This window comes from Streptomyces sp. NPDC038200 (genome assembly GCF_055600785.1).
The window spans coordinates 197635-216963 of the sequence record NZ_JBVJYH010000016.1; the positions used below are offsets into that span (position 1 = coordinate 197635).

Here is a 19329-nt window from a genome sequence, read left to right on the forward strand (position 1 = left end):
GCGCGGGGTTCGGGCGACCCCGGGAGGCGAAGGGGCTGGTGAGGGGGATGTCGACGCGGGGAGGCCCGCCCCGCCGGCGGGACGCCGCTCTCGTGCTCGGCGGCCGGGTGTGCCAAGTGGCGCATGAAGCACGTCCGTTCGCGGCGCGGACAGACGGTGGGACGATCGACGGGTCCTGCTGTCAAGTTTTTGCGTGATCTGTTCTATGTATTGCGTGCGCCCCGACGTTGGTGGTTGAGTGGCCGCCGCCACACAGCGAGCAGCCGTGTGTGCAGCCCACGCTCACGGCCAAAAGGGGTCCCTCGATGAGAAGTTCCGGGTTCCGTCGCACCGCCGTCGCCGCGATAGCCGGCACGCTCGCCCTCGTCTCCACCGCCTGCGGGTCGGGTGGGGGTGGTGCGGGGGAGGGCAGGACGCGGATCACGGTGAATTGTGAGCCGCCTCGGAGTGCCCGGGTGGATCGGGGTTTCTTCGAGGCCGATGTGGCGTCGTTCGAGAAGCGGAACTCGGGTGTGGATGTGGTCGCGCATGATGCGTTCCCGTGTCAGGATCCCAAGACTTTCGACGCGAAGCTCGCGGGTGGCCAGATGGAGGATGTGTTTTACACGTACTTCACGGATGCGCGGCATGTGGTGGATATCGGTCAGGCGGCGGATCTGACGCCGTATCTGAAGGAGCTGAAGAGTTACGGCTCGATCCAGAAGCAGTTGCGGGACATCTACACGGTCGACGGCAAGGTCTACGGCATTCCGCGTACCGGGTACTCGATGGGGTTGGTGTACAACCGGGCGTTGTTCGAGAGGGCGGGGCTGGATCCGGACGAGCCGCCGGCGACGTGGGAGCAGGTGCGGGTGGCGGCGCGGAAGATCGCGGCTCTGGGTGGGGGCACGGTGGGGTATGCCGATTACAGTGCGCAGAACCAGGGGGGCTGGCATTTCACGGCCGAGGTGTATTCCCAGGGCGGGGACGTGGTGGACGCGGCGGGGGAGAAGGCCGCGGTGGATTCGCCCGCGGGTCGTGCGGTGCTGCGGAATCTGCATGACATGCGGTGGGTCGACGATTCGATGGGCAGTAAGCAGTTGCTGGTCATCAATGATGTGCAGCAGTTGATGGGGGCGGGGAAGCTGGGGATGTATCTGGCCGCTCCGGACAACATCCCGATCCTGGTGAAGGAGAAGGGCGGTCAGGACAAGGATCTCGCCCTGGCGCCGATGCCGGGGGGTGAGGGCACGCTCATCGGCGGCGACGGCTATATGTTCAACAAGCGTGACACGCCCGCGCAGATCCGTGCCGGCCTGAAGTGGCTGGATCATATGTTCCTCACTCCGGGCAGGGGTTTCCTCGGTGACTACGCGCGTGCCAGGAAGAACGGCGCCCCGGTCGGGCTGCCGGAGCCGCGGTTGTTCACGGGGGCGGCGGACGCGGAGGACCAGCGGGTGAAGAAGGCCAACGCCAATGTGCCGGTGGAGAACTACCGGGCGTTCCTGGAGGGCAATCGGCGGTTGCGGATGAAGATCGAGCCGCCGCGTGCCCAGCAGATCTACTCGGTGCTGGACGCCGTGGTCTCGGCGGTGCTGACGAAGGAGGACGCGGATGTCGATCAGTTGCTGAAGGACGCGTCCGAGAAGATCGACAGTATTCTGGCCCGGGGCTGAGCGGTGATGACGAAGACGGCCGAGCGGCGGCCGGTGGCGAAGGCCGTCGCCTCTTCGGTCGCCGGGCCGCCGCCGGCGGGGGCGGGGCGGGTGCGGCGGCGTCTGGCCGACCAGGTCCGCGCCTATGCTTTCCTTCTGGGCGGGCTGGTGTGTTTCGCTCTGTTCTCGTGGTATCCGGCGATCCGTGCGGTGGTGATCGCTTTCCAGCGGTACACGCCCGGTGCGTCACCGCGGTGGGTGGGTACCGCCAATTTCAGCCGGGTCTGGCATGATCCGGAGTTCTCGGCCGCCTGGCGCAACACCCTGGTCTTCACGCTGCTGGCCCTGCTCATCGGTTTCGCGGTGCCGTTCCTGCTGGCTCTGGTGTTGAACGAGTTGCGGCATGCCAGGGCGTTCTTCCGGGTGGTGGTCTACCTTCCGGTGATGATCCCGCCGGTGGTCAGTGCGCTGTTGTGGAAGTGGTTCTACGATCCCGGTGCGGGGCTGGCGAACGAGGCGTTGCGGGTGCTGCACCTGCCCACGTCGAACTGGACCAACGGCACCGACACCGCGCTGGTCTGTCTGGTGATCGTGGCGACCTGGGCCAACATGGGCGGTACCGTCCTGATCTATCTGGCGGCTCTGCAGGGTATTCCGGGGGAGTTGTACGAGGCGGCGGAGCTGGACGGGGCGAGTCTGTGGCAGCGGGTGCGGTATGTGACGGTCCCGCAGACCCGGTTCATCATGCTGATGCTGATGCTCCTGCAGATCATCGCCACCATGCAGGTGTTCACCGAACCGTTCGTCATCACCGGCGGCGGGCCGGAGAGTTCGACGGTCACCGTCCTGTATCTGATCTACAAGTACGCGTTCCTCTACAACGACTTCGGCGGTGCCTGCGCGCTGAGCGTGATGCTCCTGCTGCTGCTCGGCGCGTTCTCCGCCCTCTACCTGCGGCTCACCCGTACTGACGACTGAGAGGAGGGCCGGCGATCATGTCCACCAGACCGGACGGCCACGCGGTGCGCACGCTCGTGTCGCCGCTCACGCTGTCCAAGAGACGCGGAAAGGCCGTGTACTGGACGGTGTTCGGCGCGACCGTGGTGCTTTTCGCGCTCGCTTTCCTCTTTCCCGTGTACTGGATGGTGACGGGGGCGCTGAAGTCCCCGGACGAGGTGACGCGGACCCCGCCCACGCTGGTCCCGCACGGGTGGCACACCCGCGCCTACACCGATGCCTGGGACCTGATGGAGCTGCCGCGGCATCTGGTGAACACGCTCGTCCAGGCGGCCGGTGCGTGGGCTTTCCAGCTGGTGTTCTGCACGGCCGCGGCCTATGCCCTGTCCCGGCTGAAGCCGGCCTTCGGCAAGGTGGTCCTCGGCGGTGTCCTCGCCACCCTCATGGTCCCGGCCCAGGCGCTGGTGGTGCCGAAGTACCTGACCGTCGCGGACCTGCCGCTGATCCACACCAGTCTGCTCAACGACCCCCTCGCCATCTGGCTGCCGGCGGTCGCCAACGCCTTCAACCTCTACCTGCTCAAACGGTTCTTCGACCAGTTGCCGCGTGAGGTGCTGGAGGCCGCCGAGATCGACGGTGCCGGCCGGCTGCGGATCCTGTGGTCCGTCGTCCTGCCCCTGTCCCGGCCCGTCCTGGGCGTGGTGTCGATCTTCGCACTGGTCGCCGTCTGGCAGGACTTCCTGTGGCCGCTGATGGTCTTCTCCGACACCGACAGACAACCCATCAGCGTGGCCCTGGTCCAGCTGTCGCAGAACATCCAGCTCACCGTGCTCATCGCCGCGATGGTCATCGCCAGCATCCCGATGGTGGCACTCTTCCTCGTCTTCCAACGGCACATCATCGCCGGGATCACCGCGGGCAGCACCAAGGGCTGACCCCCTCGCCCCGCGCGCCCGGACCCGCTCGGGCGCCCCTCCACCTGCGCGCCGCCGCCTCCATCCCTTCCTCCCCCGCTACGGGAGGCGGCGGCGCGCGGCACCACGCTGCGCCGACCCCCACCCCCTGCTCATGGCCTCCGGCCGTGAGCCACACCACGCATGCCCGAAAGGAACCGTCATGGACGCGGCCGACCAGAACTGGTGGCGTGGCGCCGCCATCTACCAGGTGTACGTACGCAGCTTCGCGGACGGCAACGGCGACGGCACCGGCGACCTCGCGGGCGTCCGGGCGAGACTTCCCTACCTCGCCGAACTCGGCGTGGACGCCCTGTGGTTCACGCCCTGGTACCTCTCGCCGCTGGCCGACGGAGGCTACGACGTCGCCGACTACCGCACCATCGACCCCGCGTTCGGCACCCTTGCCGAGGCGGAGAAGCTGATCAGCGAGGCACGCGATCTGGGACTGCGCACCCTCGTCGACATCGTCCCCAACCACGTCTCCGACCAGCATCCCTGGTTCCGGGCCGCACTCGCCGCCGGGCCGGGCAGCCCCGAGCGCGAACTGTTCCACTTCCGTCCCGGACGCGGTGAGAACGGCGAGCTTCCGCCCAACGACTGGCCTTCCGAGTTTCCCGGTGCCCCGACGTGGACCCGGGTACCGGACGGCGACTGGTACCTGCACCTGTTCACGCCCCAGCAGCCCGACCTCAACTGGGCTCACCCCGCGGTGCTCCGGGAGCACGAGGACATCCTGCGGTTCTGGTTCGAGCGGGGTGTCGCGGGCGTACGGATCGACTCCGCCGCACTGCTGGCCAAGGACCCGGCTCTGCCCGACCTCGTCCAGGGGGACACACCGCATCCGTTCGTCGACCGCGACGAGCTGCACGACATCTACCGCTCCTGGCGGGCCGTCGCCGACGAGTACGGCGCGGTCTTCGTCGGCGAGGTGTGGCTGCCCGACACCGAACGCTTCACCCGATACCTGCGCCCCGACGAACTGCACACCGCCTTCAACTTCGACTTCATGACCCGTCCCTGGGACGCCGCCGAGTTGCGCCGGTCCATCGACCGCACGCTCGCCGAGCACGCCGGTATCGGAGCACCGGCGACCTGGGTGCTCTGCAACCACGACGTGACCAGGACGGTCACCCGGTACGGCCGCGAGGACACCGCCTTCGCCTTCGCCGCCAAGCGGTTCGGCACACCGACCGACCTCGCGCTCGGCACCCGCAGGGCACGGGCCGCGGCGCTGCTCTCGCTCGCGCTGCCCGGCGCCGTCTACGTCTACCAGGGAGAGGAACTCGGCCTCCCGGAGGCGGAACTGACACCGGACCGCATCCAGGACCCCATGCACTTTCGCTCCGGCGGCGTCGATCCGGGCCGCGACGGCTGCCGGGTCCCCCTGCCCTGGGCCGCCGACGAGCCGTACTGCGGCTTCGGCTCGACGGTGGAGCCGTGGCTGCCGCAGCCGGCGGACTGGGCGGCCTACGCGGCCGACAGACAGGCCACCGCGCCGGAATCGGTCCTCACCCTCTACCGCACGGCACTGCGCATCCGCCGCACCCGCCCCGGCTTCGGCGACGGACCACTGCACTGGCTCGCCTCACCCGAGGGCGTGCTCGCCTTCAGCCGGCCGGGCGGTCTGGTCTGCGTGGTCAACACGGCCGCCCCACCCGTCGAACTCCCCGCCCACACGGCGGTCCTGCTCACCAGTGGCCCCCTGGACGACACGGGCAGGCTGCCGCGGGACACGGCGGTCTGGCTGCGCGCCTGACCGCCCCCACGCGGCCGGCCCCCGGACCGGGGCCGAGGTGCCTCAGCCGGCCTCCGTCGGCTCCGCCAGCCGCTGCGGCGGCCACCGCTCGTGCCAGCGCAGCTCCGCCTCCAGCTGTGCGGCCAGCGACACCAGGAGCGGCTCGCTGTGGGCCGGGCCGAGCAGTTGCGCGCCCACGGGCAGGCCGGGGCCGGCGAACCCGGCGGGCACGTTCACCCCCGGCCAGCCCAGCACGTTCCACGGCCAGGCGTAGGGGCAGGCCGCGATGATGGCGCGGTCCGTGGCCAGCCCGCCGAGCTTCGTGAAGGCGCCGATCCGCGGCGGCGGCACGGCCGTCGTCGGCGCGAGGATCACGTCGTACGACCGGAAGAACCCGCCGATCCGCCGGTGCAGCACCGCCTCCGCGCGCCGGGCCGCGCGGAGCGGGGCCCCGCCGAGCAGCCGGCCCAGCCGGGCCGCGCCCCGGGTGCGCGGGTCCAGCAGCGCGGGGTCCGGGGCCTCGCGGGCCCGTTCGGCGATGCCCGCGGTGGCCCGCGGCACGAAGGTCAGCCCGATCTGCCCGTACGGCGGATCGGCCTCCTCCACGGCATGCCCCAGCCCGGCCAGCGTCTCGGCGAGTTCGACGACCCGGGCGCGGATCTCCGGGTGCAGCCGGGCGGACACGGCGGTGAACGGCGGCTTGAGGGACAGGGCGATGCGCAGCCGGCCCGGGTCGCGGCCGACGGCGTCCGCCACCGTCAGCGCGGGCGGCCGGTACGGGTCCCGGTCGTGGTTGCCGCTCGCCGCGTCCAGCAGCAGGGCCGCGTCGGCGACCGTACGGGCCAGGGTGCCGTTGACCGTGATGCCCTGGAAGGACTCGCCCCACGGCCAGGTCGAGATCCGCCCGCGCTGCGGCTTGATGCCGATCAGATGGGTCCAGGAAGCCGGGATCCGTACCGAGCCGGCGCCGTCGGAACCGAGCGCGGCCGGGACGAGCCCGGCGGCGACGGCGGCGGCCGACCCGCCGGAGGACCCGCCCGGCGTGTGCTCGCGGTCCCAGGGGTTGCGGGTCTCACCGAACGCCGGGCCCTCGGTGAACGGCCACTGCCCCAGCTCACAGGTGTTGGTCTTGCCCACGATCACCGCGCCGGCCGCGCGCAGCCGTCGTACCGCCTCCCCGTCCGCGGCCGCCGGCGGAAAATCACCCCGGCAGCCGAACGCGGTCGGCTCGCCCGCCACGTCCATGTCGTCCTTCACCGCCACCGGCACCCCCAGCAGCGGGCGCCGCGCTCCGGCGGCCAGCTCCCGGTCGGCGGCGTCGGCCTCGGCGAGAGCTGCCTCGGCACGCACGATCCGGAAGGCGTTCAGCGACGGCTGCGCGACCTCGATCCGCGCCAGGGTCCGCTCCACCAGCGCACGCGAGGTCACCTCCCCGCGGGCGAGCGCGTCTCGGGTCTCCGCGAGGCCTGCGGCACGGTCGGGCGTCATGGGGGAGCACCTCCGGGAGACTCCGGGCACGATGTCTACCGCACGGTAACGTCCGGACGGGAGCGGCGTACGGTTTTCGCACGGGTGTCTCGCAGGAGGCGGCGCGGAACCGCTCGGATCACTCCGCCAGCAGTCGGCGCAGCCACTCCAGCCGGGCGGTGCGGGCCGCGTGGGAGAGGGGGGCCTGCGGGGCCAGGGCGTCGAAGCCGTGGCAGCCGCCCGGCCAGACGTGGAGTTCGGCCGCGCCGCCGGCCTGCCAGATACGGGACGCGTAGCCGACCACCTCGTCGCGGAAGGTCTCCGCGGAGCCGACGTCCAGGAAGGCCGGGGGCAGGCCGGACAGATCGGTGGCGCGGGCGGGGGCGGCGTACGGGGGGACTCCGGGGCCGCCGCGGCGGTCGCCGAGCAGGGCCGTCCAGCCCGTGTCGTTGGCGGTGCGGTCCCATACGCCCCGGCCGGCCATCTGATGGCTGGAGACGGTGTCGTTGCGGTCGTCCAGCATCGGGCACATCAGCAGCTGGCCGAGCGGGCGCGGGCCGCGCCGGTCCCGGGCGAGCAGAGCGAGCGCCGCGGTGAGACCGCCGCCCGCGCTGGCGCCCGCGACGACGATCCGCTGCGGGTCGCCGCCGATCTCCTCCGCGTGCCGCGCGGTCCACAGCAGACCGGCGTACACGTCCTCGACCGGGGCCGGGTACGGGTGTTCGGGCGCGAGCCGGTATTCCACCGACACCACGACCGCGCCCAGTTCGCGCGCCCAGACCAGGGGGTCGGTCAGGCCGACCCGGTTGGTGCCGGCCACCAGGCCGCCACCGTGCACGTGGTAGATCACCGGCAGCGGAGCCGGGGTGTCGGCGGCCGTGGGGCGACAGACGAGGAGGGGGACGCCGGGGGCGCCCTCGGGGCCGGGCGCGGTCCGTTCCTCCGCTTCGAAGGCGCCGTCCAGGGTGACGTCGACCAGCTCGACGAGTGTGCTCCGCCGGGCGGCGGGGACATCGGCCACGGTGAATCCGGGCTCGATCACGCCCTGCATCGACTCCAGGACGGCGGCGAGTTCGGGATCGAACGGCGGCGGGACCAGGGGCATGGCTTCTCCTTCCTCGACTCGTCGGGCTGCGACCGGCCGTGCGGCGGTCGGCCGTGCGGCAGCCGCCCTCCCGCGGTGGCGTCCGGCCCGCGCCCGCCCGTGAACGCCGGCCCCGTTCCGCCGGAGCCGTCGTACACCGGTACGAGCCGTCTACCCCGTCATGCCCGGAGGACGACCTGCCAGATGCGGCGATCCGGCGGACGGCGGCGGAGAGTGACGGACGGCGGCGGACGGCGGGCGGCGTGGGCGCGGGGCAGGCACGTGCGCCGTGTCCGGGCATCCGTGGGGGGACCGGAGGTGATCCGGCCGGTGATCCGCACCCGAGGAGGACGGACGGCATGGCGAAGGGCCGGAGCCGTGCGGGCTCCGGCCCTTCCGCGGGTCCCGCGGGTCAGGCGGCCGCGCCCACGTTGCCGTGCAGACGGGCCACGACCTCGGTCAGCTGGGCGGCGACCTCGGTGTCGTCGACCGGGTGGGTCTCGGCGAAGCGGGTCACGGAGCCGGGGATGGACAGCTTGATGTCCTCGATCACCTTGCCGCCGGCGATGCCCACGGCCTTGCGGGTGTCGTCCTGGGCCCACACGCCGCCGTACTGGCCGAAGGCGGTGCCGATCACGGCGACGGGCTTGCCGCCGAAGGCGCCGGAGCCGTACGGGCGGGACAGCCAGTCGATGGCGTTCTTCAGGACGGCCGGGATGGTGCCGTTGTACTCGGGGGAGAAGAACAGGAAGGCGTCCGCGGACCGGGCGGCCTCGCGCAGCTTCACGGCGGCGGCCGGGACGTCGCCTTCCACGTCGATGTCCTCGTTGTAGAACGGCACGTCGGCCAGACCCTCGAACAGCACCACCTCGGCGCCCTCCGGCGCGAGCTTCACGGCCGCCTCGGCGAGCTGGCGGTTGTGCGAACCGGCGCGAAGGCTGCCGACGAGCGCGAGGATGCGAACAGACATGGGGTTCTCCAAGGGGCTGAAACTCACTGGCACGATCCGGACCGGGGTCCGTTTAAGTTTCTAGCACCATAAGCGGACCGCGGTCCAGTTTTCTTCCCGATGCTTTACGCTGTCTTCATGTCCAGCGCCCTGCCACCCTTCCCCGAGTATCAAGAGCCCCGCGATGCCCACCAGTTGCTGGAGGTCGGCCCCGCTTCCGACGAGCCGTGCCTGCGGGCCGACGCGGCCCGGAACCGGGCGCGGCTGCTGGAGGCCGCCGCCCGGCTGATCGCGGAGCACGGGGTGGCCGGCGTGACGATGGAGGCGGTGGCCGCCGCTGCCGAGGTGGGCAAGGGCACGGTCTTCCGCCGCTTCGGCGACCGCACCGGGCTGCTGACGGCACTGCTCGACCACTCGGCGAGGCGGCTTCAGGCCGACTTCCTGAGCGGGCCCCCGCCGCTGGGGCCGGGGGCGGCGCCCCTGGAGCGGCTGCGGGCGTTCGGCGTGGCCGTGCTGTACCGCTCGGCCGAGCAACTGGATCTGCAACTGGCCGCCCAGCCGGAGCCGACCCGCCGCTTCGTCCACCCCGCGGCCGGGTCGCTGCGCACCCACGTCACGATGCTGCTCCGGCAGATCGTGCCGGACGCCGACTGCGAGCTGCTGGCCCACACCCTGCTGTCCTCGCTGGATCCCGCGCTGATCCACCACCTGACCCGGCAGTGCGGGATGCCCATGGAGCGCCTGGAGACCGGCTGGCTGGACCTGGTCGCCCGACTGACCGGCACGGAGTCGCCCCGGTAGGACGGTCGCCGTCCTGCCGGGGCGCGGTCGGCCGGCGCGGCCGGTCAGCCGTCCTGGCCGGTGAACATCCGCACCAGCCCCCGCGGAGCGTCCGCGTGGAACAGCAGGGCCTGGCCGCGCGCGGACTCCGCCGCGGACGCCTCCGCGCGCGGGAACATCCGGGCCTCGTAGGCGGCCAGCGCGGCCTCCGTGTCCCCGGGGTGCGAGGCCAGCGCGAGGCCCAGTTCGGCGCCGTCGAGCAGGGCCAGGTTGGCGCCCTCGCCCGCGAAGGGGGACATCAGATGGGCGGCGTCCCCGAGCAGGGTGACCCCCGGTACCCGGTTCCAGCGGTGGCCGGCCGGCAGGGCGTGGATCCGGCGGGGCACCAGCGCGCCGTCCGCGTCCGAGACCAGCGCCCGCAGGCTCTCGTCCCAGCCGTCGAACTCCTTCAGCACGGACGCCTTCGCCGCCTCGGTGTCGGTGAAGTCGATGCCGTCCAGCCAGTCCTCCGGCGCCTCCACGGCGACGTACACATGCAGGCTGCCGTCGGTCGCGCGGTGCGCGAGGAAGCCGCGGCCCGGGCCGAGCGCGAAGAGCATGCCGCCACCGACCACCTCCGCGCTCGCCGGGTGCCGGGTGTCCGCGTCGGTCAGGTCCGCCTCCACGAACGACACGCCCGTGTACAGGGGCCGGGCGGCCGAGAGCAGCGGTCGCACCCGTGACCAGGCGCCGTCCGCGCCGACCAGTACGTCGGTGGTGAACTCGGTGCCGTCCGCGAGTGTCACCCGGTGCCGGCCGCCGTCCAGCGGGCGGGCGCCGGTGACTTTGGCGCCCCAGCGGACCGTGCCCGCCGGCAGCGAGCCCAGCAGCAGCGCGCGCAGCTCGCCCCGGTCTATCTCCGGGCGCCCGCCGATGCCGTCGTCGGACTCCGCCAGCCGGACGGTGCCGTACCGGTCCAGGACCCGCACGGACTGGCCGCCGGGGTGGACCCGGGCCAGGAACTCCTCGTGCAGCCCGGCGGCCCGCAGCGCCTCCTGGCCGGAGTCGTCGTGGATGTCGAGCATGCCGCCCTGCGTCCGGGCGTCCGGTGCGGCGTCCAGGTCGAACAGTGCGGCCTCGATGCCGTGCACGTGCAGCACACGGGCGAGGGCGAGCCCGCCGAGGCCCGCGCCGACGACGGCGACGGGGTGGTGGGGCAGGGGTGCGGGGGTCATGGGGCCTCCTGGCCTTCGGTCGGTACGGCGGTCCGCTCGATGCCGGTGATCAGGGTCTGAAAGGCCCAGGACAGGCGGGCCTCGGGGGTGCCGGACAGCAGCGCGCCGGCGTCGGCGGCGATGCGGGGGTGGGTGTCGGCGGGCGTCTTGCGCAGGGCCCGGGCCAGCGCCTGCCAGTCGCCCGGTGAGTCCTCGCCGGCGTGCTCGGCGGCGGTGGCGGTGGCGTGTTGCAACAGCAGGTCCACGCCCCACGCCGCCTGGGCGCCCGGCACCCCGCCCGCGTGCAGCAGGTCCAGCAGGGTCTCGATCAGACGCAGATAGTGCGGGCCGCTCGGCCGGGCCGTGAGCGTCGAGCGGGCCAGGGACGGATGCTCCAGGAGCATCGCCGTGTAAGCGGTGAGCACCCGCTCCAGCCGCTCCCGCCAGCTGCCCTCGGCCGGTGCGGGACCGACCGTGCCCAGCAGCTCGTCCAGGACGGCCGCGTGCAGTTCGTCGGTGTTGCGGACGTAGACGTAGAGCGAGGCGGGGCCGGTGTCGAGTTCCTGCGCGAGCCGGCGCATCGTCACCTTGCGGAGCCCCTCCGCGCGCAGGATCGCGACGGCGGCGGCGACGATGCCCTCCCGGGTGAGGGCGGGCTTGGCGGGGCGGTCCCGGCGGGAGCGGGGGGCAGCGGTCATGTCCTCACCGTAACGAACATGTTCGTCACGAACAAGTTCGACACGAACAAGTTCGACACGAACATGTTCGCAATGCCGAGCGGGTGGCCACGCGCCACGCACATGTCGGTCGGGCGGCGCGGGCGCGGTGACGAGGCGCGCACATGTCGGTCGGGCGGCGCGGGCGCGGTGACGAGGCGCGGACGGGTCGGTCGGGGCGGCGCGGGCGCGCCCCGTGGCACGAGCATGTTCGTCCGGCGGTGCGTGCCTGCGTCCGCTTCGTCGAACGATGAACCAGCCCGCCCCGACCGCCCCCGCCCCCGGGTCCTCTGCCAAGATGCGGTCTGTCATGGTGCAGATACCGAACACGCCCACGAGTGCCGATGTGGCCCGCCTGGCCGGCGTCTCGCGCGCGACCGTCTCCTACGTCCTGAACAAGACCAGCGCCGTACGGATCAGCGAAGCGACCCGCCGGCGCGTGCACGAGGCCGCCCGGGAGCTGGGGTACGTGCCCCACGCCGCCGCCCGCAGCCTGCGCGCCGGGCAGAGCCGCATGGTCCTCATGCCCGCCCCGGCCATCCCGGTCGGCCCGCTCTACGGCAGGTTCCTCAACGAACTCCAGTGGGCGCTCGGCCGGCTCGACTACACCGTCGTCCAGTACGGCAGCGTCGGCCTCCAGGGCGACGAAGCCGTCCGCGCCTGGGCGGAGTTGCGGCCGGTCGCCGTGCTGGTGCCGGGCGCCGGCCTCGGCCCGCAGGGCGTCGCCGTCCTCAAACGCTCCGGGGCCCGGGCCGTCGTCACGCTCGGCCCGGGCCGCGTCGAGGGAGCCCACGCCCTGCTGATGGACCATGACGCCGTCGGCCACTGCGCGGGCGCGCATCTGTACGCCCGGGGCCGTCGCCGGATCGGTGTCGTCATGCCCGAGGAGTCGGGGCTGGAGGCCTTCTCACGCCCCCGGCTCGCCGGTGTACGGGAGGCGCTGCGCGGCACGGACGCCTCCGTCACCGTGCTGCCGCTCGCCTACACCGAGGAGTCCGCCGCCGAACTGGCGGCGAACTGGCCGGAGTCGGGCCTGGACGCCGTGTTCGCCTACAACGACGAGTACGCGATGCTGCTCATGCGCGCCCTCCAGGACGAGGGGGTGCGCGTCCCGGAGGACGTCGCGCTCATCGGGGCCGACGACCTGATGCTCGGCCGCCTGCTGCGGCCCCGGCTCAGCACGGTCCACATCGACCTGCCCTCGGGACGCGACCTCGCCGAACTGGTCGACCGCGCGGTGCGCGACCCCGGCGGCGAGCCCGAGGTGCACACCGTGCTGGGGGCCTCGGTGGTGCGGCGCGAGTCCAGCTGACCCCGGCCCCCGGCGCGTCACTACTGCTGCGGCTGCTCCTGCTCCTGCGGCTGCTGCTGGGCGGCGATGCTCTTGCGCACCTCGTCCATGTCCAGCTTGCGGGCCTGGTCGATGAGGTCGGCGAAGACCGGCGCGGGCAGGGCGCCCGGCTGGGCGAAGACCGCCACCTGATCGCGGACGATCATCAGTGTCGGGATCGAGGAGATACCGAAGGCCGCGGCCAGCTCCGGCTGCGCCTCGGTGTCCACCTTGCCGAACACCAGGTCCGGGTTCTCCTGCGCGGCCTTCTCGTAGACGGGCGCGAACTGCCGGCACGGCCCGCACCAGGACGCCCAGAAGTCGATGAGAACGAACTCGTTCTCGGTGACCAGCTGGTCGAAGTTCTCCTTGGTCAGCTCCACGGTGCTGCTCATGGCGTGATTCCCTCTTCCTGGTGTGGGGTGTGCCGACGGCGGAAACACGGCCGCCGGGCCGCCTATTCCACGCCTGTCCCATCCGTGCACGCCTGTGTCCCGCGCGCGTACCCATGTGGCCGTGGCGCACACCACCCACCAGACTGACCCCATGACGGAAACGGAATCCATCGCGTACGACGTCGTGGTGATCGGGGGCGGGCCCGTGGGGGAGAACGTCGCCGACCGCACCCGCGCGGCGGGCCTCACCACCGCGGTCGTGGAGAGCGAACTGCTCGGCGGCGAGTGTTCGTACTGGGCCTGCATGCCCAGCAAGGCCCTGCTCAGGCCGGTCATCGCGCAGGCGGACGCCCGCCGCCTGCCCGGCCTCGCCCAGGCGGTCCAGGGCCCGCTCGACACCCCGGCCGTTCTGGCCCGCCGGGACGACTACACCTCCCACTGGAAGGACGACGGCCAGGTCGCCTGGCTGGAGGGCACCGGCACCGACCTGTACCGCGGCCAGGGCCGGCTGGCAGGCCCCCGCACGGTCACGGTCACCGCCCCCGACGGCACGGTCACCACCCTCACCGCCCGGCACGCCGTGGCCGTCTCCACCGGTACCCGCGCTCAGCTTCCCGACCTGCCGGGAGTGGCCGAGGTGAAGCCCTGGACCAGCCGCGAGGCGACCAGCGCCAAGGCGGCTCCCGACAGGCTGATCGTCGTCGGCGGCGGTGTCGTCGCCACCGAGATGGCCACCGCGTGGCAGGCCCTGGGCTCACGGGTCACCCTGCTGGTCCGCGGCAAGGGCCTGCTGAACCGCATGGAGCCGTTCGCGGGCGAACTGGTGGCCGAGGCCCTCGCCGAGGCCGGCGCCGACATCCGGACCGGCACCTCCGTGGAGTCCGTCACCCGCGAGAACGGCACGGTCGTCGCCGTCACCGCCGCCGGCGACCGGATCGAGGCCGACGAGATCCTCTTCGCCACCGGACGCGTCCCGCACACCGACGACCTCGGCCTGGAGACCGTCGGTCTGGAACCCGGCTCCTGGCTGGACGTCGACGACACCCTCCGCGTCACCGGCACGGACTGGCTGTACGCCGTCGGCGACGTCAACCACCGGGCCCTGCTCACCCACCAGGGCAAGTACCAGGCGCGCATCGCCGGTGCCGCGATCGCCGCCCGCGCCGCCGGCAGCCCCCTCCTGGACGAGCCCTGGGGCGCGCACGCGGCCACCGCCGACCACGACGCCGTCCCCCAGGTCGTCTTCACCGACCCGGAGGCCGCCGCGGTCGGCCTCTCCCTCGCCGAGGCGGAACAGGCCGGCCACCGCGTCCGCGCCGTCGACGTCGAGTTCTCCTCGGTGGCGGGCGCGGGCCTGTACGGCGACGGCTACAAGGGCCGCGCCCGCATGGTGGTGGACCTGGACGACGAGATCCTGCGCGGGGTCACCTTCGTCGGCCCCGGGGTCGGCGAACTCATCCACTCGGCCACCGTCGCGGTCGCGGGCCGTGTCCCCGTCGGTCGCCTGTGGCACGCCGTCCCGTCCTACCCGACGCTGAGCGAGGTGTGGCTGCGGCTGCTGGAGGCGTACCGGGACAACTGAACGGGCGACCGGGGCGGGCCGGACCGAGGCCCCGGCCGACCGTCCCCGATGGCTGAACGGGTGGCTGCGGCAGGTCGAGTCCGGGGGTCCCGGCCGCCGTCTCCGATGGTTGAACGGGTGGCTGCGGCAGGTCGAGTCCGGGGGTCCCGGCCGCCGTCTCCGATGGTTGAACGGGTGGCTACGGCAGGTCGAAGCCGAGGGCCTCGGCCGCCGTCTCCGGGGTCGGCCGGGCCCACAGGGCCGCCACCGCCTCGTTGGTCGACAGGGAACGCAGCTCCGCGCGGTCCAGGTACAGCGTGCCGTCGAGGTGGTCCGTCTCGTGCTGGACGATCCGGGCCGGCCAGCCGGTGAAGACCTCGTCCAGCGCGTGGCCGTCCTCGTCCTCGCCGCGCAGCCGCACCTCGGCGTGCCGGGCCACCACCGCCTGCCAGCCCGGCACGCTCAGGCAGCCCTCGAAGAACGCGGCCCGGGCGGTACCGACCGGCTCGTACACCGGGTTGACCAGCACCCGGAACGGCTGCGGGACCCGGCCCCGGGCCACCGCGACCTCCTCCGGCACCGGCGCCGGGTCCTCGATGACCGCGATCCGCAACGGAATGCCCACCTGCGGCGCGGCGAGCCCCACACCGGGAGCCGCGTGCATGGTGAGGCGCAGGGCCTCGACGAACCGGGCCAGCAGCGCGGGGCCGAGCTGACCGTCGTACGGCGCGGTGCCGCGCCGCAGCACGGGCCGGCCGGCCGCGACGATGGGCAAGGGGCCGCCGGCGGCGAGGAGTTCCTCGACCCGCTCGGCGAGCGGCATGTCATCACGGGGAGGTGCCATCGCGTCAGCATGCCACGCCACGCCCCTCCGCCGCCCCCTGTGGCGCAGCTCACCAACACCTCGGGGAACTCAGCCCTTTCGCGGGCCGACTACTGGACCACCATCGCTTCCGTGCCGGCGGTCCGCCCTCGGCACCGAGTCCCCCGAAAGAAGCCCGCCGATGACCACCGCTCCCTCGACCGCCCCGGCCGAGGCGTCCCGCCCCGCCCCCCGCAGCCGCTGGGCACCCCTGCGTCCCCTGGTGCTGCGCCTGCACTTCTACGCCGGCGTGCTCGTCGCGCCGTTCCTGCTGGTCGCCGCCGTCACCGGTCTGCTGTACGCGGGCTCCTTCCAGGCCGAGAAGCTCGTCTACGGCCATGAACTGACCGTCCCGGCAGGGGAGCGCGCGCTGCCGGTCTCCGCCCAGGTGGCGGCCGCCCGCAAGGCCCACCCGGAGGGCACCGTCTCGGCCGTACGCCCCTCACCCGAGGCCGGTGCCACCACCAGGGTGCTGCTCTCCGGTGTCCAGGGCGTCGACCCCGACCACACCCTCGCCGTCTTCGTCGACCCGTACACGGGCAGGGTGCGCGGGGCGCTGGAACAGTACGGCTCCACGGGCGCGCTGCCCCTGCGCACCTGGATCGACGAACTCCACCGCGACCTGCACCTGGGGGAGACCGGGCGGCTCTACAGCGAACTGGCCGCCAGCTGGCTGTGGGTCATCGCGGGCGGCGGTCTGGTGCTGTGGTTCGCCCGGCGCCGCGGCCTGCGCCGGGTCCGCGGCACCAGCGGCCGGCGCCGCACGCTCGGCCTGCACGGCACGGTCGGCGTCTGGACCGCCGCGGGCTTCCTGTTCCTGTCCGCGACCGGCCTGACCTGGTCCACGTACGCCGGTGCCAACATCGACGAACTGCGCACCTCGCTCGGCCAGGCCACCCCGTCGGTCTCGGCGGCCGCGGCCGGCGGCGAGCACGCGGGCCACGGCACGGCGGCGGGCACCGGCGGCACCGCCGAGCACGGAGCGGGTCTGGACAAGGTGCTCGCGGCGGCCCGGGCCGAGGGGCTGAGCGACCCCGTGGAGATCGTGCCGCCCGCGGACGCGCACAGCGCCTACGTCGTCAAGCAGATCCAGCGCAGCTGGCCGACCAAGCAGGACTCCGTCGCCGTCGACCCGGCCACCGGCCGGGTCACCGACGAACTGCGGTTCGCCGACTACCCGGTGCTCGCCAAGCTCACCCGCTGGGGCATCGACCTGCACACCGGCTCCCTCTTCGGTCTCGTCAACCAGATCGCCCTGGCGCTGCTGGCGCTCGCCCTGGTCCTGCTCGTCGTATGGGGCTACCGCCTGTGGTGGCAGCGCGGCCGGGGCGCCGCCTTCGGCCGGCCCGTCCCGCGCGGCGCCTGGGCCGAGGTGCCGCCGTACCTCCTGGTCCCGGCCCTCGCGGCCGTCGCGGTGCTCGGCTGGTTCGTGCCGCTGCTCGGCATCCCGCTGGCCGCCTTCCTCGCCGTCGACATCCTCCTCGGCGAGATCGCGCACCGGCGCGGACGCCGCACCTACGGGAGTGTCAGCGGCGTGAAGTAGCGTGGGACGACACGGACGACAATGCCGACGACACGCCGACTGGGGCGCCGACACGCGGACAGCGGCGTCGCACGCCGACGCGGCCCGGCGCCCCCGAGGCGGCCGGCCCGGGAGGAACGGGGGAGAGAGGACATGGCGCGGGAAGACGGCCGGGCCCGGCGGCGCGGCCAGGGCGAACTGGAGGGCCAGGTCCTCGGCGCGCTGCGCGAGGCGGACGGCCCGGTCACCGCGGCCTGGGTGCAGGAGCGCCTCGGCGGCGACCTCGCCTACACCACCGTCGTCACCATCCTGACCCGGCTGCTCGCCAAGGACGTCGTCGCCCGCGAGCGCCACGGCCGGTCCTTCCTGTGGACGCCGACGGCCGACGTGGCCCGGCTGGCCGCCCTGCGCATGCGCCGTCTGCTGGACGGCGAACGGGACCGCGAGGCCGTCCTCGCCAGCTTCGTCACCGCCCTGCCACCGGGCGACGAACAGGTGCTGCGGGCGCTGCTCGACATCCCGGGCGCGGACGCCGGCGGTACGGAGGACTGACCGCTCATGGGGGTCTTCGTCTTTCTGCCGCTGGTGCTGCCGCTGTCCGCGTGGCCGGTCGCCCGGCTCGCCGAGACCCGGCTGCACCCGCGCACCGCCACCCGGCTGCTGACCGCGGTCGCCGTCGTCATGGCCGTGTGCAGCACGCTGTGCCTGGCCCTGCTCATGGTGGTCGGCACCGCGCAACTGCCCGGCAATCCCCTGCCGGACGGCTGGTCCGACCCGGAGGTGCGGGCCGCCGTCCCGCACGACGAGGTGGCCGGCCGGGCCGCGATTCCGGCGCTCGCCGTCGTCGCCGCCGCCTGCGCCCGCACCCTGGGGCGGCACCGCCGGGTCACCCGCAGCGCCCACCGGGCCCTGGCCGGGGTGCCAGGGCCCACGGTGGCGGTCCTGCCCGACAGCACGCCGTACGCGTACGCCCTGCCCGGCGGCCGGAGCCGGGGCCGGATCGTCGTCACCACGGCGCTGCTGGCCGGGCTCGCCCCCGCCGAGCGGCGCGCCCTGTTCGCCCATGAGCGCGCCCACCTGACCGCCCGTCACCACCGCCATCTGCTCGCCGCGCACCTGGCCGCCCGCGCCAACCCGTTCCTGCGCCCACTGCGCACCGCTGTCGTCTACACGGCCGAGCGGTGGGCGGACGAGGAGGCGGCCCGCTCGGTGGGCGACCGGCGTACGGTCGCCCGCGCCATCGGCAAGGCGGCCCTGCTCTCCCCGGGCACCCCGGTGCCGACCCTGGCCGCGCTGGCGTCGACCGGGCCGGTGCCGCGCCGGGTGGCCGCGCTGCTGGCCCCCGCGCCCGTGGCCCGTACCTGGCCGTCGGCGTTCACCTCGGTCGGCCTGGCCGCCTGGGGCGCCGCGGCCGGGGCGCTGGTGTCCCTGATGTCCTCGGCGACCTCGGCCGTCACCCTGTTCCTCGTCCTGCACACGGCGACTCCTTTCTGACCGCGCACGGCGGCACCCCTGTGACCGGGAGGCCGCCCGACGTTCGCGGCCCCGGTGCCGACCGTGATCCGGGACAAGCCGAGGGCCCGGCCCCCCGACGGGGGGCCGGGCCCGGAAACGTCCGCCTCACTCCTGCGGGAAGTCACCCGCCAGCGCGGAGGCGATCCGCAGATGCGGCTCCGCCTCCTCGTGCCGGGCCTGCCGCTGGAGCGTGCGGCCCAGCATCAGCCGGGCGTAGTGCTCCACCGGGTCCCGCTCCACGATGGCCCGCAGCTCGGTTTCGGCACGACCCAGCTGGGCCGAGTGGTAGTAGGCACGGGCCAGCAGCAGCCGGGGACCGGTCTGCTCCGGCACCTCCTCGACCAGCCCGGCCAGCACCCGCGCCGCACTCGCGTAGTCCTGCGCGTCGAAGAACAGCTGCGCGCGCTCCCAGCGGTCGGCCGCCGTCCCCTGGTCGTAGTACGTGGTCCCCACTTGCGTCTCCACTCGTGACCTCCTTCGACGGGTCACAACGGAGAGAGGTAGTTCAATATTCCACTACATGGGGCAGCGTTGCCGCGGGGCATCGCGCGGGCGGGACCTCCGCTCCCGCAGGGCAGCCGGCGCGGCAGCCCCTGGACGACGTCGATCGCCCCGCGGGTGGTCTCGCGGCCCCGGCCCACCGCGGCCCGCCACTTCATCGTCGGTCGCCCAC

At 73.4% G+C, this 19329-nt stretch carries 18 protein-coding genes; 10 read left to right on the forward strand and 8 right to left on the reverse strand.

Features of this window, described 5'->3' with window-relative positions:
* The first annotated feature begins 305 nt into the window (after positions 1-305).
* The 4 genes from ACZ7KF_RS28985 (at position 306) to ACZ7KF_RS29000 (ending at position 5303) form a co-directional block, all read left to right on the forward strand.
* Positions 306-1655, forward strand: a complete 1350-nt coding sequence (locus ACZ7KF_RS28985; RefSeq protein WP_471081179.1) for an ABC transporter substrate-binding protein — start codon at positions 306-308, stop codon at positions 1653-1655.
* Between the two features lie 6 nt (positions 1656-1661).
* Positions 1662-2612: a carbohydrate ABC transporter permease gene (locus tag ACZ7KF_RS28990; protein WP_471081183.1), complete on the forward strand. Its 951-nt coding sequence runs from the start codon at positions 1662-1664 to the stop codon at positions 2610-2612.
* Between the two features lie 17 nt (positions 2613-2629).
* Positions 2630-3526, forward strand: coding sequence for a carbohydrate ABC transporter permease (locus ACZ7KF_RS28995; RefSeq protein ID WP_471081186.1), 897 nt, complete (start codon positions 2630-2632; stop codon positions 3524-3526).
* Between the two features lie 181 nt (positions 3527-3707).
* Entirely contained in the window at positions 3708-5303 is a 1596-nt protein-coding gene (locus ACZ7KF_RS29000; RefSeq protein WP_471081189.1) for a glycoside hydrolase family 13 protein, read from the forward strand.
* 42 nt (positions 5304-5345) lie between these two features.
* On the opposite strand, the gene ACZ7KF_RS29005 is transcribed toward ACZ7KF_RS29000, so the two are convergent.
* The 3 genes from ACZ7KF_RS29005 to ACZ7KF_RS29015 form a co-directional block, all read right to left on the reverse strand.
* Positions 5346-6770, reverse strand: coding sequence for an amidase (locus tag ACZ7KF_RS29005; RefSeq protein WP_471081192.1), 1425 nt, complete (start codon positions 6768-6770; stop codon positions 5346-5348).
* 118 nt (positions 6771-6888) lie between these two features.
* Complete coding sequence (locus tag ACZ7KF_RS29010; RefSeq protein ID WP_471081195.1) at positions 6889-7854, reverse strand: alpha/beta hydrolase; 966 nt, start codon at positions 7852-7854, stop codon at positions 6889-6891.
* A gap of 391 nt (positions 7855-8245) precedes the next feature.
* Positions 8246-8803, reverse strand: a complete 558-nt coding sequence (locus ACZ7KF_RS29015; protein WP_471081197.1) for an NADPH-dependent FMN reductase — start codon at positions 8801-8803, stop codon at positions 8246-8248.
* A 99-nt stretch (positions 8804-8902) separates the two neighbouring features.
* Here ACZ7KF_RS29015 and ACZ7KF_RS29020 point away from each other — a divergent pair, with 99 nt between their 5' ends.
* A complete protein-coding gene (locus ACZ7KF_RS29020; RefSeq protein WP_471081200.1) occupies positions 8903-9583 on the forward strand; it encodes a TetR/AcrR family transcriptional regulator in 681 nt (226 codons plus the stop codon).
* Positions 9584-9627: 44 nt separating this feature from the next.
* Here the strand turns inward: ACZ7KF_RS29020 and ACZ7KF_RS29025 are convergent, their stop codons facing one another.
* Entirely contained in the window at positions 9628-10776 is a 1149-nt protein-coding gene (locus tag ACZ7KF_RS29025; protein WP_471081203.1) for an FAD-dependent oxidoreductase, read from the reverse strand.
* Positions 10773-11453, reverse strand: a complete 681-nt coding sequence (locus ACZ7KF_RS29030) for a TetR/AcrR family transcriptional regulator (protein ID WP_471081206.1) — start codon at positions 11451-11453, stop codon at positions 10773-10775. Before ACZ7KF_RS29030 ends, ACZ7KF_RS29025 begins: the two co-directional genes overlap by 4 nt.
* Positions 11454-11781: 328 nt before the next feature.
* Between ACZ7KF_RS29030 and ACZ7KF_RS29035 the strand changes: the two genes are divergently transcribed.
* Positions 11782-12783, forward strand: a complete 1002-nt coding sequence (locus tag ACZ7KF_RS29035; protein WP_471081208.1) for a LacI family DNA-binding transcriptional regulator — start codon at positions 11782-11784, stop codon at positions 12781-12783.
* A 20-nt stretch (positions 12784-12803) separates the two neighbouring features.
* Here ACZ7KF_RS29035 and trxA read toward each other — a convergent pair whose 3' ends face one another.
* Complete coding sequence (gene trxA / locus ACZ7KF_RS29040) at positions 12804-13196, reverse strand: thioredoxin (protein ID WP_471081212.1); 393 nt, start codon at positions 13194-13196, stop codon at positions 12804-12806.
* A 151-nt stretch (positions 13197-13347) separates the two neighbouring features.
* Here trxA and ACZ7KF_RS29045 point away from each other — a divergent pair, with 151 nt between their 5' ends.
* Positions 13348-14778, forward strand: coding sequence for a dihydrolipoyl dehydrogenase family protein (locus tag ACZ7KF_RS29045; RefSeq protein ID WP_471081215.1), 1431 nt, complete (start codon positions 13348-13350; stop codon positions 14776-14778).
* A 178-nt stretch (positions 14779-14956) separates the two neighbouring features.
* Here the strand turns inward: ACZ7KF_RS29045 and ACZ7KF_RS29050 are convergent, their stop codons facing one another.
* Positions 14957-15601: a peptide deformylase gene (locus ACZ7KF_RS29050; protein ID WP_471081218.1), complete on the reverse strand. Its 645-nt coding sequence runs from the start codon at positions 15599-15601 to the stop codon at positions 14957-14959.
* 160 nt (positions 15602-15761) lie between these two features.
* Here ACZ7KF_RS29050 and ACZ7KF_RS29055 point away from each other — a divergent pair, with 160 nt between their 5' ends.
* From ACZ7KF_RS29055 to ACZ7KF_RS29065, 3 genes are all read left to right on the forward strand, one after another.
* Positions 15762-17162 (forward strand): PepSY-associated TM helix domain-containing protein, encoded by a 1401-nt coding sequence (locus ACZ7KF_RS29055; RefSeq protein ID WP_471081221.1) that lies wholly within the window; start codon positions 15762-15764, stop codon positions 17160-17162.
* A 132-nt stretch (positions 17163-17294) separates the two neighbouring features.
* A complete protein-coding gene (locus ACZ7KF_RS29060) occupies positions 17295-17693 on the forward strand; it encodes a BlaI/MecI/CopY family transcriptional regulator (protein ID WP_471081225.1) in 399 nt (132 codons plus the stop codon).
* 6 nt (positions 17694-17699) lie between these two features.
* On the forward strand, positions 17700-18635 hold the full coding sequence (locus tag ACZ7KF_RS29065) for a M56 family metallopeptidase (RefSeq protein WP_471081228.1): 936 nt from the start codon (positions 17700-17702) through the stop codon (positions 18633-18635).
* A gap of 126 nt (positions 18636-18761) precedes the next feature.
* Here ACZ7KF_RS29065 and ACZ7KF_RS29070 read toward each other — a convergent pair whose 3' ends face one another.
* Positions 18762-19109, reverse strand: a complete 348-nt coding sequence (locus ACZ7KF_RS29070) for a tetratricopeptide repeat protein (RefSeq protein WP_471081314.1) — start codon at positions 19107-19109, stop codon at positions 18762-18764.
* Positions 19110-19329 lie beyond the last annotated feature (220 nt).